Annotated in this window: 13 protein-coding genes; 7 read left to right on the top strand and 6 right to left on the bottom strand. The window is 59.0% G+C overall.

Annotated features, from left to right (window positions below; genetic code table 11):
• Positions 1–349 precede the first annotated feature (349 nt).
• The 3 genes from E3W21_RS28245 to E3W21_RS28235 all read right to left on the bottom strand — a co-directional run bounded on the left by E3W21_RS28245 (position 350) and on the right by E3W21_RS28235 (position 3,006).
• Positions 350–1,753: an MFS transporter gene (locus tag E3W21_RS28245; RefSeq protein ID WP_134422890.1), complete on the bottom strand. Its 1,404-nt coding sequence runs from the start codon at positions 1,751–1,753 to the stop codon at positions 350–352.
• Positions 1,754–2,286: 533 nt separating this feature from the next.
• Positions 2,287–2,727, bottom strand: coding sequence for a DUF1801 domain-containing protein (locus tag E3W21_RS28240; RefSeq protein WP_218570156.1), 441 nt, complete (start codon positions 2,725–2,727; stop codon positions 2,287–2,289).
• Positions 2,728–2,769: 42 nt separating this feature from the next.
• Positions 2,770–3,006, bottom strand: a complete 237-nt coding sequence (locus E3W21_RS28235; RefSeq protein ID WP_129444980.1) for a hypothetical protein — start codon at positions 3,004–3,006, stop codon at positions 2,770–2,772.
• A gap of 172 nt (positions 3,007–3,178) precedes the next feature.
• Here E3W21_RS28235 and E3W21_RS28230 point away from each other — a divergent pair, with 172 nt between their 5' ends.
• On the top strand, positions 3,179–4,942 hold the full coding sequence (locus E3W21_RS28230; RefSeq protein ID WP_134422888.1) for an L-lactate permease: 1,764 nt from the start codon (positions 3,179–3,181) through the stop codon (positions 4,940–4,942).
• A gap of 30 nt (positions 4,943–4,972) precedes the next feature.
• Here E3W21_RS28230 and glcC read toward each other — a convergent pair whose 3' ends face one another.
• Positions 4,973–5,740 carry a transcriptional regulator GlcC gene (gene glcC / locus E3W21_RS28225; protein ID WP_123368913.1) on the bottom strand — a complete coding sequence of 256 codons (768 nt, stop codon included), beginning with the start codon at positions 5,738–5,740 and terminating at the stop codon, positions 4,973–4,975.
• Positions 5,741–5,974: 234 nt separating this feature from the next.
• Here glcC and glcD point away from each other — a divergent pair, with 234 nt between their 5' ends.
• From glcD to E3W21_RS28205, 4 genes are read left to right on the top strand one after another with little or no spacing between them, the layout of a single operon-like run.
• Entirely contained in the window at positions 5,975–7,474 is a 1,500-nt protein-coding gene (gene glcD / locus E3W21_RS28220) for a glycolate oxidase subunit GlcD (RefSeq protein WP_134422886.1), read from the top strand.
• Positions 7,474–8,544, top strand: a complete 1,071-nt coding sequence (gene glcE, locus E3W21_RS28215; RefSeq protein WP_134422884.1) for a glycolate oxidase subunit GlcE — start codon at positions 7,474–7,476, stop codon at positions 8,542–8,544. Before glcD ends, glcE begins: the two co-directional genes overlap by 1 nt.
• Positions 8,545–8,547: 3 nt before the next feature.
• Positions 8,548–9,765 (top strand): glycolate oxidase subunit GlcF, encoded by a 1,218-nt coding sequence (glcF, locus tag E3W21_RS28210; protein ID WP_134422882.1) that lies wholly within the window; start codon positions 8,548–8,550, stop codon positions 9,763–9,765.
• Positions 9,766–9,785: 20 nt separating this feature from the next.
• Complete coding sequence (locus tag E3W21_RS28205) at positions 9,786–10,187, top strand: heme-binding protein (RefSeq protein WP_129444986.1); 402 nt, start codon at positions 9,786–9,788, stop codon at positions 10,185–10,187.
• Positions 10,188–10,252: 65 nt separating this feature from the next.
• On the opposite strand, the gene E3W21_RS28200 is transcribed toward E3W21_RS28205, so the two are convergent.
• Positions 10,253–11,776: an MFS transporter gene (locus E3W21_RS28200; protein WP_256661684.1), complete on the bottom strand. Its 1,524-nt coding sequence runs from the start codon at positions 11,774–11,776 to the stop codon at positions 10,253–10,255.
• A gap of 408 nt (positions 11,777–12,184) precedes the next feature.
• Between E3W21_RS28200 and yghX the strand changes: the two genes are divergently transcribed.
• Positions 12,185–13,072, top strand: a complete 888-nt coding sequence (gene yghX, locus E3W21_RS28195) for a YghX family hydrolase (protein ID WP_134422880.1) — start codon at positions 12,185–12,187, stop codon at positions 13,070–13,072.
• Positions 13,073–13,172: 100 nt separating this feature from the next.
• Here yghX and E3W21_RS28190 read toward each other — a convergent pair whose 3' ends face one another.
• The gene (locus E3W21_RS28190; RefSeq protein ID WP_008157167.1) at positions 13,173–13,490 is read right to left on the bottom strand and encodes a carboxymuconolactone decarboxylase family protein; all 318 of its coding nucleotides are present in this window, start codon (positions 13,488–13,490) and stop codon (positions 13,173–13,175) included.
• A gap of 212 nt (positions 13,491–13,702) precedes the next feature.
• On the opposite strand from E3W21_RS28190, the gene E3W21_RS28185 reads away from it, so the two are divergent.
• The gene (locus tag E3W21_RS28185; RefSeq protein WP_134422878.1) at positions 13,703–15,076 is read left to right on the top strand and encodes a glutamine synthetase family protein; all 1,374 of its coding nucleotides are present in this window, start codon (positions 13,703–13,705) and stop codon (positions 15,074–15,076) included.
• Positions 15,077–15,084 lie beyond the last annotated feature (8 nt).

Here is a 15,084-nt window from a genome sequence, read left to right as displayed (position 1 = left end):
TGGTCTCCGGCTTACAAGGTTTATCAGGCCTCCCACAGAACAGTTTTGTGCTGTCCTGCTTCACACGGCATAAGGGCTGGATCTCAGCGCGGAGATCTTTCTAACCGTGTACCCTTCGGAACGCGCCCCACGTTTCCTCGCCATCCGCTTGCGCATCAGTCTGCGTCTTCACCTACAACTTCAAGAATAGTACAAACTCCAAAGCGCAAGGCGGGCTTTTTAGAACGATTTTGTCCTGTCGCAGGCGTGGCAGGATGGAAAAATGCTATCGCCAGTCACCTGGGGTACGCGCCGACAAAAATAGTCGTCGTGTACCCCGCTTTTCGGCTCACTGGGTCGTGCCAGCCGTTTACAGATCGGTGATTTCCTTATGACGTGGCACCAGCGCCTTCATCACGCTCCACGCCACCAGGTAGGCCACCGCACAGATGGCAAACATGATCATGTAGCCGGTATGGATATCGCCGATCAGTTTGTAATGGTCGATCACCCAACCGCCAGTCTTGGTCATCACTACCCCGCCCAAACCGCCGGCCAAACCACCAATGCCGACCACCGACGCGATGGACTTTTGCGGGAACATGTCAGACACGGTGGTGAAGATGTTGCACGACCACGCCTGATGCGCCGATGCGCCCACGCCGATCAGCAGCACCGGCACCCAGAAACTGATGTAACCGAATGGCTGCGCCAGCAACACCAGCAGCGGGAAGAAGGCGATCACCAGCATGGCTTTCATACGACCGTCATACGGCGCGTCGCCGCGTGACATGAAATAGCTCGGGAACCAGCCGCCGCCGATACTGCCGACCATGGTCATGCTGTACAGCACGGCCAGCGGCAACACGATGGCCTGGCCCTTCATGCCGTATTGCGCCGACAGATAGGTCGGAAGCCAGAACAGGAAGAACCACCACACGCCGTCGGTCATGAACTTGCCGAAGGCAAAGGCCCAGGTCTGGCGGTAAGTCAGCAACTTGAACCACGATACTTTTTTGGCCGCAGCACCCGAGTCTGTGCCGGTGAGTGCTTGCGCGCCCTGATCGCTGCGGATATAGGCCAGCTCTTGCACCGACAGGCGTTTTTGCTGCTCCGGTTTTTCGTACAGTGCAATCCACACCGCCACCCAAACGAAGCCCAACGCACCGATCACGATGAACGCCGCTTCCCAGCCCCATATACCGGCGATCAGCGGCACGCAGATCGGTGCCAGGACCGCGCCCACATTGGCGCCGGAGTTGAAGATACCGGTGGCGAAGGAACGCTCCTTCTTCGGGAAATATTCGGCAGTGGCCTTGATCGCGATCGGGAAGTTACCCGCTTCGCCGATCGCCAGTACGGCGCGCGACAGCATGAAACCTGCGATCGAAACCGGGATGACGGCAAGGCCCAAGGCGCTGCTGATGCCGGCAATACCCTCGCCCATCGGCACCGCAAAGGCGTGCATGATCGCGCCGGTCGACCAGATGCCGATCGCTACCACATAGGCGGTCTTGGTGCCGATCTTGTCAACGAAGCGGCCGGCGAACAGCATGGAAATCGCGTACACAAATTGAAAGACGGAGGCGATGTTCGCGTAGTCGGTGTTACTCCAGCCAAATTGCGTCGACAGATCCGGCGCCAACAGACTCAGTACCTGACGGTCCAGGTAATTGACGGTGGTAGCAAAAAACAACAGCGCGCAGATCGTCCAGCGGTACTTGCCGACAGCCTGGCCGATTCGTTGCGGATTGATGGGCTCGTTCAGATTCATGGCATCACTTTATTGTTGGATTATGGTGATGATCTCTCGGTTTCAAGCGAGATCAATTGTGTCGTAGAGCATCGGCAAAACGCGATGAATCCGCGCCACAGCCCGGTTTCAGCTCATTAGCGTGGGCACTGCTCGGACACTGAAATCATAAGAAGCGGTATTCAGAGAGGCGCGCGGGAGGATTGAATTCATGATGGGGCCGACACTCGTTTTTATTTTTAGTGTTTAACAGCCGATGATCGTCTGTCGTCGTACAACCATGCCTTTTATATCGAGTTCACTACTAGGCTGTCAATCTGAAAAATAGCCGTTCGTCTCGACAAAGACCGCCCGTTAACATTGCGATTTCGTACGCGTGCTGCTGGTTGTGGGGCCGTTAGCCTTTTGACGTTTCGGGTGTTAAACACAGGGTATGGGTGATTTGATGATTGAGCCGCGTTGTACGACAACGCGCTTCACACGCCATGACGAGAGACCTCAATTGCGGTCATCTCGTCAGCGTGCTTTTCGACTGGCAGATCGGCGAAGACGAATCAGGATTTCACAGGCGGTTTGGTGCGAGCGGCCGCGCGTGCCGAGGCGTTGAGCGCCACAGCGGCGAGAATGAGCGCCTTCAATGCGCTCTCATCAAGCTTGTCCCCCTCATGCAAATCAATGGCACGTCGGGTGTTGCCTTCAAGACTGGCATTGAAAAGCCCTGAAGGGTCTTCCAGCGAGGCGCCCTTGGCAAACGTCAGCTTCACGACCTGCTTGTAGGTCTCACCGGTGCAGATGATTCCGGCGTGCGACCACACTGGAACCCCCCGCCACTTCCATTCCTCGACCACGTCGGGGTCGACCTGCTGGATGAGCGTTCGGACCCGAGCGAGCGTCTCGCCCCGCCAATCTCCCAGGTCTTTGATTCTCGCGTCTATCAGCTGAGAGGCCGAAGGTCCTCCCTCTTCTTCCTTAGCACCGACCTGCTCTTTCTTCATGGTGGTTGTCGCCTTTTTCATGAGGGTGTCCAAAGCGTGGCCTTACAGGGTTCTTTGACCGTTTCCGACGTCCCTTGCGTTTTTGATTCCCCAGTCAAAGGCGTCTTCCATATCCAGCAGATGCGGGGATGGCTTGTTGTCTTCCTCTATGACCGTGCCGTCCGGCCGGTAAACGCCGATGAACATCTTCAGCGAGCCGTCCCTCAATATCTCGGCTTTGACCTCGATCTTGCATCCGTTCGACAGCGTTTCCTTGTGGTGCATATGGCGTTCAGTCATGGCTGCATTTCTCCCGTCGTTGAAGTCCGAGTAGCGCATTTACCCATTGGCCATGTTAGCTCAGTGCGGCCCACTGAAAGGCCTGCCAGGACAGCGGCGTAATGCCACCTATACTAGAAGCCACCGTCCCCACGGGGTCTGCACTCCCAACAATAAAAAGCAGAGGTGGAACATGGTCTGGCAGCAAGTCTACGATCCGTTCGGCAATCCGATACTTTCAACCATCATGGCAGCAGTGCCGGTCGTGGTGATGCTGGCAGCCCTGGCGTTTTTCCATATCAAGGCGCATCTGGCCGCATTGCTGGCCCTGACCTCCGCGCTGGTGATCGCGATCTTCGCGTTCGGCATGCCGGCGAACATGGCCGGCTCGGCCGCACTTTACGGCGCCGCCAACGGCTTGCTGCCCATTGGCTGGATTGTGCTCAACATCATTTTCCTGCATCGGCTGACCACCGAGAACGGCTCGTTCAAAGTGCTGCAGGATTCCCTGGCGCGCATCACCGACGATCGACGCCTGCAATTGCTGCTGATTGCCTTCTGCTTCGGTGCTTTCTTCGAAGGAGCCGCAGGCTTCGGTACGCCGGTGGCGGTGACCGGGGCGATTCTGATCGGGTTGGGCTTCTCGCCACTGGCCGCGTCTGGCCTGGCGTTGATCGCCAACACCGCGCCCGTGGCGTTCGGTGCGCTGGGCACGCCGATCATCACCCTGGCCAAGGTGACCGGGCTGGATGAAATGGAGCTGTCGATGATGGTTGGCCGGCAACTGCCGTTCTTCTCGGTGATCGTGCCGTTCTGGTTGATCTGGGCCTTCGCCGGCTGGCGCAAGATGCTGGAAATCTGGCCGCCGATTCTGGTGGCCGGGGTCAGTTTCGCCGTGCCGCAGTTCCTGGTGTCCAACTACCACGGACCGATGCTGGTGGACGTGATCGCCGCGCTGATTTCCATGGCCTGCCTGACCGGTTTCCTCAGGGTCTGGAAACCGGCCACCGTGCATACCTCCGCCGCGCTGTCCGGGCGCGTCGACAACTCCAAAATAGCCGAAGAGCATGACGAAAAACCCGTCGCCAGCGCGGCCTTTGCCAGCGATGCCAAGCCTGCTGTGATGCGCGCGTGGATGCCGTGGATCATCCTCACCGTGTTCGTGTTCGCCTGGGGAACCCAGGGCTTCAAAAACATGTTCGATACCCGCCCGGCGATTGATCCGGCCACCCACTCGGCCAAGCTCGACCCTCAAGGCAAACCGATGCGCGAAGCGAACCCGATCTTCGCTCCGATCGTGACTTTCACCACGATCCACCAGCAGATCGAGAAGGTCCCGCCCGTGGTGCCCGCACCTAAAACCGAGGACGCAGTCTACAAGTTCACCTGGTTCACCAGCACCGGTAGCGGCATCCTGCTGTCGGCGATCCTCGGCGGGTTGCTGATGGGTTATTCCATTCCGCAACTGATCCACCAGTACCTGCGAACGCTGTGGGTGGTGCGCTATTCACTGATCACCATTACCGCCATGCTCGCCCTCGGTTTCCTCACTCGTTATTCGGGTCTGGACGCGACCATGGGCCTGGCCTTCGCCGCGACGGGCATTTTCTACCCCATGTTCGGCACCCTGCTCGGCTGGCTCGGCGTGGCGTTGACCGGCTCGGATACGGCGTCAAACGTGCTGTTCGGCGGCTTGCAACGGGTTACTGCCGAGCAATTGGGCCTCAGCCCGGTGTTGATGGCGGCCGCCAACAGTTCCGGCGGGGTCATGGGCAAGATGGTCGACGCCCAGTCGATCGTGGTGGCCTCGACCGCCACGCGCTGGTACGGGCATGAAGGGGAAATCCTGCGTTATGTGTTTTTCCACTCGATCATCCTGGCCATCCTGGTCGGTGGCTTGGTGACGTTGCAGGCGTATGTGGCGCCGTTCAGCCATATGGTGGTGGGCGGGCATTGATTGACGTAGCCCGGGCTCACCGCCCGGGCATTACGCCCACCCCTCAAGTCGCAGCGTGGCCCGAACCAAACGTTGTTCCTCGCTTTCGATTTCCTTGAGGTTCTCGCAGATGCTCTGGATGTGCGCGATGGCCGCCTTGCGTGCCTGCTCCGGCATACGGCCGGTGACGGCGTTGTAGAGCCGCGCATGTTGACGGTCGATCTGACGTTTTTGCGGCTCGCGGTGGTAGAGGTTATTGACCGAGGCAAACACCGTGTTGAGCAGTAAGTCCGTCAGCGAGCGCAAGGTCTGAACCAGCACCGGGTTGTGCGAAGCCTCGCAAATCGCCAGGTGAAACGCATGATCGAGCCGGGCGTGTTCGGACGCCTCCAGCGAACGGCTATGGGCATTGAGCAACGCCTCGTAGCTGCGGGTGATGAGGACAAAGTCGGCGTCGGTTCCGCGCAACGCCGCCAGACGTGCGGACTCGCCTTCGAGCAGACTGCGAACCTCGAACAAATCGTAGAGCGTGCGGGGTTGTGAGCTGAACAAGTGCATCAACGGTGACGCGGCACCGTGACCCGAAAGGTCGGCTACAAATGAACCTTTACCCTGCTCTGTCTTGATAATCCCGCGAGCACGCAACAGCTTCAGGCCCTCGCGAAGTGCCGTGCGGGAAACGCCGAGTTTTTCGGTCAGACGACGCTCCGACGGCAATAGCTGCCCAGTCTTGAGTACCCCGTCCACGATCAGCCGTTCTATGCGTTCACAGACCACGTCTGCGACTTGTGGATTACGGCTCGTTTCTGCCCTTTCCATCGACTCTCCAACTGGTATGACCAGTCTCACTGCCAAAACTACAAATGTTCAAACTCAAACATAAGCTTATGTTTTAAAAACGTTTTTTTTAACTAATAAAAAGCCATCGAATAAAAAACTGGTTCGACCAGCCAAACAACACATAGACAGTAGAACGCCTCAGGCCAATGATGCAAGTCAGTGGTAAACGGACACAGACCTCCTATAAAAACAACTGAGGGTCGTCAACCGACTATGAACATTCTTTACGATGAACGCGTCGACGGCGTCCTGCCTGATGTCGACAGAGCTGCCTTGCTGCAAGCCCTGCACACACAGTGGCCGGATCTGGAAGTCCTGCATCAACAGGAAGAGCTCAAACCGTACGAATGCGACGGACTTTCTGCTTACCGCACCACGCCCATGCTGGTGGTGCTGCCGCGCCACATCGACGAGGTGCAAGGCGTGCTTCGACTCTGCCATGAGCGGCAGGTCGCGGTGGTCGCCCGCGGCGCCGGCACCGGTTTGTCTGGCGGTGCATTGCCGCTGGAAAAAGGCGTGCTGCTGGTGATGGCGCGTTTCAACTCTATACTGCACATCGACCCCGCCGCCCGCACCGCTCGGGTTCAGCCGGGGGTGCGCAACCTGGCGATTTCCCAGGCTGCAGCGCCGTTTGGCTTGTACTACGCGCCGGACCCTTCCTCGCAGATCGCGTGTTCAATCGGCGGTAATGTGGCGGAAAACGCCGGTGGCGTGCATTGCCTGAAGTACGGGCTGACCGTGCACAACCTGCTCAAGGTCGACATCCTCACCGTCGATGGCGAACACCTAAGCTTGGGTTCTCAGGCGCTCGACTCTCCGGGCTTCGATCTGCTGGCGTTGTTCACCGGTTCCGAAGGCATGCTCGGTGTCATCACCGAGGTCACGGTCAAACTGCTGCCCAAACCCCAGACCGCCAGAGTGCTGCTGGCGGCGTTCGATTCCGTCGAAAAGGCGGGCCGCGCGGTGGGTGACATTATTGCCGCCGGCATCATCCCGGGCGGTCTGGAGATGATGGACAACCTGGCCATTCGCGCCGCCGAAGACTTCATCCACGCTGGTTATCCGGTCGACGCCGAAGCCATTCTGCTGTGCGAGCTCGATGGCGTTGAAGCCGACGTTCACGATGACTGCGACCGCGTGCGCCAAGTGCTGGAACAGGCCGGCGCCACCGAAGTGCGCCAGGCCCGCGATGAAGCCGAACGCGTACGTTTTTGGGCCGGGCGCAAGAATGCCTTTCCGGCGGTGGGCCGTCTTTCACCGGACTATTACTGCATGGACGGGACGATCCCGCGCCGCGAGCTGCCCGGTGTGCTGCACGCGATTGCCGCGTTGTCGGCCGAGTACGACCTGCGGGTGGCCAACGTTTTCCACGCCGGTGACGGCAACATGCACCCGCTGATTCTGTTCGATGCCAACCAACCGGGTGAGCTCGATCGCGCCGAAGCCCTGGGCGGCAAGATCCTCGAATTGTGCGTGAAGGTCGGTGGCAGCATTACCGGTGAACACGGCGTGGGCCGGGAGAAAATCAATCAGATGTGTGCGCAGTTCAATAGCGATGAGTTGACCGTGTTCCATGCCGTCAAAGCCGCTTTCGATCCGAGTGGCTTGCTCAACCCCGGCAAGAACATTCCCACCCTGCACCGCTGCGCCGAGTTCGGCGCCATGCACGTTCACATGGGTCAGCTGCCCTTCCCTGAACTGGAGCGTTTCTGATGCGCAGCGAACACGATATCGACGACAGCGCCTCGCTGCTGGAACAGGTCAACCAGGCGCTGCAAAACGCTACGCCGTTGCGCATTCAAGGCTCCAACAGCAAGGCGTTTCTTGGGCGCATTGTGGCGGGCGAAGTGCTCGACACGCGCAGCCACCGAGGCATCGTCAGCTACGACCCGACGGAGCTGGTGATCACCGCCCGCTGCGGCACCCCGTTGGCAGAACTGGCTGAAGTGTTGGACGCGGCGCAGCAGATGTTGCCCTGCGAACCGCCCTCCTTCGGCGACGGCGCGACGGTCGGCGGCATGATCGCCAGCGGGCTGTCGGGACCACGGCGTCCCTGGTCCGGATCCGTCAGGGACTTCGTCCTCGGCACACGCGTTATCACCGGTCATGGCAAGCATTTACGCTTCGGTGGCGAAGTCATGAAAAACGTCGCCGGCTACGATCTGTCGCGCTTGATGGCCGGCAGCTACGGCTCGCTCGGCGTGGTCACCGAAGTCTCGCTCAAGGTCCTGCCCAAGCCGCGTCAAACCTTAAGCATCAGCCTGGACATGGACATGGACAGCGATCGCGCCTTGCTGCGCCTCGCCGAATGGGGGCAACAGCCGCTGCCGATCAGCGCTGCGTGCCACGATGGGCAGCGCCTGCACCTGCGGCTTGAGGGTGGCGAAGGTTCGGTGGCGGCGGCTCATGACCGACTCGGCGGCGAGTTGCTGGACGCTTCGTATTGGGATGATCTCAACGAACATCGATTGAGCTTCTTCGATGAGGACCAGGCACTTTGGCGCCTGTCCGTCCCTCACAACACGCCTCGGCTTTCCCTGCCTGGCCGTCAGTTGCTCGATTGGGGTGGTGCACAGCGCTGGCTCAAATCTGACGCAGAGGCAGCGTTCATTCGCTCGATCGTGGAAGAAGTCGGCGGGCATGTGACCTGCTACAGCCATGGCCTGATCGACAGCCCGTTCCAACCGTTGCCTGACGCATTGATGCGCTACCACCGGAACTTGAAGCAACAACTCGATCCCCGGGGCATCTTCAACCCCGGGCGCCTGTACGCGGAGCTTTGACCCATGCAGACCACCTTGAGCGAACAGGCCCGCCAACTGCCCCGCGCCGAAGAAGCCGAAAGCATCCTGCGTACGTGCGTGCACTGCGGTTTCTGCAATGCCACCTGCCCGACCTATCAATTGCTGGGCGATGAACTGGATGGACCGCGGGGCCGCATCTACCTGATCAAGCAGGTTCTGGAGGGCAACGAAGTCACGCAGAAGACCCAACAGCACCTGGATCGCTGCCTGTCTTGTCGTAATTGCGAAACCACTTGCCCTTCCGGTGTCGACTACCACAACTTGCTGGACATCGGCCGGGCGGTGGTCGATGCGGCGGTGCCGCGCCCACTCGGTCAGCGCTTGTTACGCGAAGGACTGCGCAGCGTCGTACCCAATCCGGCGCTGTTCAAAGGGCTGGTCAGCAGTGGCCAGGTGTTCAGGGCGCTGCTGCCCAACACCTTGCAGATAAAGTTGCCTCGCCGCGTCTATCCGGCCAAGCCGCGCCCGGTCACTCGCCACGCCCGGCAGGTGCTGATGCTCGAAGGCTGCGTGCAACCGAGCCTGTCGCCCAATACCAACGCGGCCGCCGCGCGAGTACTGGATCGCCTGGGGATCAGCGTCACCGCGACCCGCGAGGCCGGTTGCTGCGGCGCCGTGGATTATCACCTCGACGCTCAGGCGGCCGGTCTGGATCGCGCCCGCCGCAATATCGATGCGTGGTGGCCGAGCATTGAAAACGGTGCCGAGGCCATCGTGCAAACCGCCAGCGGTTGCGGTGCCTTCATCAAAGATTATGGTCACCTGCTCAGCACCGACCCGGCCTATGCCGAGAAGGCGAAAAAGGTCAGTGCGCTGGCCAAGGATCTGGTCGAAGTGCTGCGCGACGAGCCGCTGGAAAAGCTCGGTATCCACAGTGCCCAACGCCTGGCCTTTCATTGCCCCTGCACCTTGCAGCACGCGCAGAAACTGGGTGGTGCGGTGGAAGCGATTCTGATGAGTCTGGGCTTCAACCTCACGCCTGTTGCCGACAGTCACCTGTGTTGCGGCTCGGCGGGCACCTATTCGCTGACCCAACCCGAACTGTCCCGGCAACTGCGCGACAACAAGCTCAATGCGCTGGAAAGCGGACATCCCGAAGTCATTGTCACGGCCAATATCGGCTGTCAGTCCCACCTCGACGGTGCGGGCCGAACCCCTGTCAGGCACTGGATCGAACTGGTCGAAGCCGCCTTGCCCTAACCGAGTACTGGAGAATCCCCATGAAAAGCAAAGCCGTATTGAGCCAGACCGAAGTCAGCCAAATCCTTGCATCTGCACGCACCGAAGCGCAGAACAACCAATGGGCCGTGACCATCGTGATTGTCGATGACGGCGGCCATCCACTGGCCCTCGAACGCCTCGATGGTTGCGCTCCGATTGGCGCCTACATCGCCACCGAAAAGGCCCGCACCTCAGCCCTCGGTCGGCGCGAATCCAAAGGTTATGAAGAGATGGTCAATGGCGGACGCCACGCCTTTTTGTCCGCGCCATTGCTGACATCCCTTGAGGGCGGCGTGCCGATCATCGTCGACGGTCAGGTGATCGGCGCGGTCGGGGTGTCCGGTGTCAAAGCCGAGCAGGACGCGCAGGTGGCCAAGGCCGGGGCGCAATGCCTGAACTGAATTGATTTGAGCTGAGCACTGAAACAGTCGGGCCATGTGGCAAACGGCCCGACGTTCGTTTTCGATCACTGCCCTTCAGCAAGCTTCGTCTTCGGTATCCGCAGAGCGCGCCAGGCAATTAAAATCGCCATGAGTGCCAAGCCGAACATCACCCACGAAACCAGATTAATTCCACCCTCGAAGGCACTTCCCGCCTGCGTCATCAGCGCTTGTGCTTGATCTTGCGACAACTGCACCGCTACATGATTAGCACCCGATAGCGTCTCACTCGCCAGCATCGTCTGCACCTCGCTCAAAAAGCCCGGCAGCTGCAATGCACCGCGATAGTAGGCAGTGACGAGACCACCGAGCACCGTCGTCCCCAAAACCACACCCACTTCATAGGCCGTTTCACTAATGGCCGACGCCGCACCCGCCTTTTCCGGCGGTGCAGCCGACAAAATCACATCGTTGGATACCGTCGCGATCGCGCCCACGCCAATGTTCAGCAAGGCAAAAGCCACCACCAGAACGATCAGACTGCTACCAATGCTGGCGACCAACAAAAACGCCGCCCCAGCAAACGCCATCAGAATCGGTACCAGCACATGCACCTGTACTCGCCTCGCTACAGGCACGACTGCCATTCCCACTACGATCGCCATGATCTGACCAGGTACTAACGCAAAGCTGGCATTCAACGGTGACATCTGAAGAACGATCTGTAAGAACTGAGTGGTGAAGAACACAAAGCCGACGAGGAATGCGAGGCTCATCAGATTGATGAGTACGGAGCCGCTAAAGGTGCCACTTCGGAACAAACTCAGATCCATCAGCGGCACAGGCAGACGTAACTGCCGATGCACAAACATCCACCCAGCAACCATGCCGATTACAAATGCTGTCAGCGCCATCCAGTCGAGACCATTACTGGCGCTGTGTTTAACGCCGTAAACGATGGCACTGAGGGCAACCATCGATTGCAGGATACTTAGCGGATCCAATGGCCCTGAACAGTCTTTCTCGGACTCGGGCAACAACACTGGTCCCAATACCAACAACGGCACCAATACGGGTATCGCCAATAGGAAAATCGCCCCCCAGCTGAAAAACTCCAGCAAAACCCCACCGACCAATGGGCCGAGCGCCGATCCTACCGTCAGAGTTGTTGCCCAGATCGCGACAGCTACTCTGCGCTCCTCTCGGTCCAGAAACACCGAACGTATCAATGCCAAAGTAGAAGGCATCAACATCGCACCGAAAATCCCCATGCAGGCTCGCCCGGCAATCAGTTGCATGGCCGTTTGGGAATAGGCGGTCAGCACCGACACAATGACAAAACCCAAAGACCCGGCCAGTAACAACTTTCGATGACCGATTCGATCCCCCAGACTTCCCATCGACACCAGTAATCCCGCCAATACCAGCGAATAGGCATCGATCATCCATAACTGCTGACTAGCACTCGGACTCAGGGCCTCGGCAATCTTTGGTAACGCGAATCCAAGCACCGTATTGTCTACGGTCACCAGTAGTACTGGCAGCATCAGCACGCTTAGGGCTGACCATCGTTTTGCTCTGTGTTGCGCTGTCTCATTCATTAACACCATTGATCCAAGCTCCTTATTACCTCAAAAAATCACGGGACATTTTTCAATGCTTCCGTGAAACGAACCCTGCGCACTTCCATGGCGAGGGTGTAAGAATGCAACTTGCAACGTAAGAAAAATTAACTTTTCTCGCGGGAAAGCAGAACACTTCTATAATTTCGTTACATAACAACTCAATCGACGATTTGTTTCATATTGTTTGATGGCACTGATGGGCTGAAAGCCCTTTTCCGTCTGCCCCACCCCAAAAGCAAGCGCCCCAAACAATCCCTGGCGTTTGCTTGAGTCACCCTCTTCGCGTTTTCACCCCGTCTGCGAGGCCTCTTTTTTGAACGGCTACGCTCGATAGGTACCGCTCACACTGTCCAACCGACAGAGCAATCGACCCGCCCAAGAGGAAGCGCACAGATGACCCGTCTCACTGCGAAAGACTTTGCCCCGGAACTGCTCGAACTGTACGACTACTACGCCCACGGCAAGATCAACCGGCGAGAGTTTCTGGATCGAGCGGCGTTGTTCACCTTGGGCGGTTTGACCGCCAGCGCCCTCCTCGCCGCCCTGAGTCCGAATTATGCACTCGCCGAGCAGGTTGAGTTTACCGACCCGGACATTGTTGCCGAATACATCACCTACCCCTCACCCAAAGGCAACGGGCAGGTCCGTGGCTATCTGGTGCGCCCGGCGAAAGCCACCGGCAAGGTGTCGGCGGTGGTGGTCGTGCATGAAAATCGCGGGCTCAACCCTTACATCGAAGATGTCGCGCGGCGTGTGGCCAAGGCGGGATTCATCGCCCTCGCCCCTGATGGCCTGACGTCGGTAGGCGGTTATCCCGGCAACGATGACAAAGGCCGGGAGCTGCAGGCGACCGTCGACCCGGAAAAGCTCATGAATGACTTTTTCGCCGCCATCGAGTGGCTGATGAAGCATGACGCGACCACCGGAAAAGTCGGCATCACCGGGTTCTGTTACGGCGGTGGCGTCGTCAATGCCGCGGCCGTGGCTTATCCGGAACTGGGGGCTGCCGTGTCCTTTTATGGCCGCCAGCCAGAAGCCAACGATGTCGCCCGAATCAAGGCGCCGGTGATGCTTCACTACGGTGAACTGGATACGCGCATCAACGAAGGCTGGCCCGCCTATGAGAAGGCACTGAAAGCCGCGGGCAAGACGTATGAAGCCTACATCTACCCCGGCGCCAACCATGGTTTTCATAACGACTCCACGCCTCGATACGATGACGCCGCGGCCAGGCTGGCCTGGGACCGGACGCTCGGATGGTTTCGGCGGTATCTGGCTTAGTGGTGAAGCTGAAGTCTGCTTTGACACTGTTGCCAGATTCCGCATGAATGGAGGGTTTCGAACAGCTGACGAGTCAGTTGCTCAAACGCGGCTCAATAGGTCATGTCTCAATCACATCATCCGCCCAGCTGATGGCCGCAACGACGGTGGGAAAACCGATCGTGCTGGTCAGTGAGATCAGCGTGTGACGGATCTGTTCTGGTGTAGCGCCCGCCTCCAGTGCCCGTCGGGTATGACTGTGCACCGCGCCCTCAGAGCGGATGGCCGCCGCGGCACCGAGCTGGATCAGCTGGACAACGATCTCTTCCAGTGGGCCGGTATGACGCACCGCCGTACCCAAGGCCTCCACGGCAGCCAAGTAATCCGGGTACTGCTGTTCGAGACGTTGGTAGGTGTTGTGCGCTTTCTTCTTTGTCATGTTTGTTTCCTCGCGTTGGAGGGCGATTAGTTCTCGCCTTTGCGCCCGAGTCATCAGGCTGCGATTTCCGAAACTTGCACACTGCAGCAGTAGGCTACGCTTACAGCAGCTCATTGCACACGATGCTCGCGTCTGCAGGTTTTGGTTTGTTCTGGAGAGCGTCTGCAACAGCTATTTCAGACAGGCCCAAACAATTCACGCAGGACTACGTGATGACCGAGCCCCTCCTCAGTTTTGATCAACTCAAGCGTGCCGCCGCCTCCGGCGAGATCGATACCGTTCTTGTTTGCATGGTCGACATGCAAGGCCGACTGGTCGGCAAACGATTCCAGGTCGAGTTTTTCATCGACAGCGGTCATGAAGAAACCCATTGCTGCAATTACCTGCTGGCCGACGACATCGACATGGAGCCGGTGCCGGGTTACGCCGCGGCCAGCTGGAGCAAAGGCTATGGCGACTTCGTGCTCAAACCCGACATGGCCACATTGCGAAAGGTGCCCTGGCTGGAGTGCACGGCGCTGGTGCTCTGCGATGTGCTCGATCATCACCATCGGCGCGACCTGCCGCACAGCCCGCGGGCGATTCTGAAAAAGCAGGTCGAGCGACTGCGCGAGCGCGGCTACACCGGCATGTTCGCTTCGGAACTGGAGTTCTATCTGTTCGACGAGAGCTACGAGGCCATCCACGAGCGCAACTACCACAAGCCGAAGACGGCCGGTCACTACATCGAGGACTACAACATCCTGCAGACCACCCGCGAAGAGCCGGTGCTGCGGGCGATTCGCAAGCATCTGCAGGCATCCGGCATCCCCGTGGAAAATTCCAAGGGTGAATGGGGGCCGGGCCAGGAAGAAATCAACATCCGTTATGCCGATGCGCTGACCATGGCCGACCACCACGTCATCATCAAGCACGCCTGCAAAGAGATCGCGCAACTACAGGGCAAGGCGATCACGTTCATGGCCAAGTGGCGCTACGACGCCGCCGGCTCCAGCAGCCACATTCACAATTCGCTGTGGGACAAGAACGGTAAAAAGCCGCTGTTCTTTGACGCCAAGGCTGAGTTCGGCATGTCGAAACTGATGCGTTCCTGGGTGGCCGGGCAGCTCAAATACGCCAACGACATCACCTGTTTTCTCGCGCCCTACATCAATTCGTATAAGCGCTTTCAGGCCGGCACTTTTGCACCGACCCGGGCGGTGTGGAGTCGGGACAATCGCACTGCGGGCTTTCGTTTGTGCGCAGAAGGCAGCAAAGCCATACGCATCGAATGTCGCATCGGCGGCGCCGACCTCAACCCATATCTGGCCTTCGCCGCCTTGATCGCGGCGGGACTGGCCGGCATCGACGAGAAGCTCAGCCTCGCGCCGCCTTTCGAGGGCGATGCCTACGTCGACGAACACTTGCCTGAAGTATCGAAGACTCTGCGTGAAGCTTGCGCCGCACTCCAGGGCTCGACCATGTTGCGCGAGGCGTTCGGCGATGAAGTGATCGACCACTACGTGCACACCGCCGAATGGGAGCAGAAAGAGTACGACCGGCGGATCACCGACTGGGAACTGCAGCGCGGGTTTGAGCGCTATTGAGACCGCCA

The organism is Pseudomonas sp. F01002 (assembly GCF_004402115.1).
Classification (GTDB): domain Bacteria; phylum Pseudomonadota; class Gammaproteobacteria; order Pseudomonadales; family Pseudomonadaceae; genus Aquipseudomonas; species Aquipseudomonas frigoris.
The sequence above is the reverse complement of the archived record's forward strand: the minus strand, read 5'-3'. Positions and strand labels throughout refer to the sequence as shown.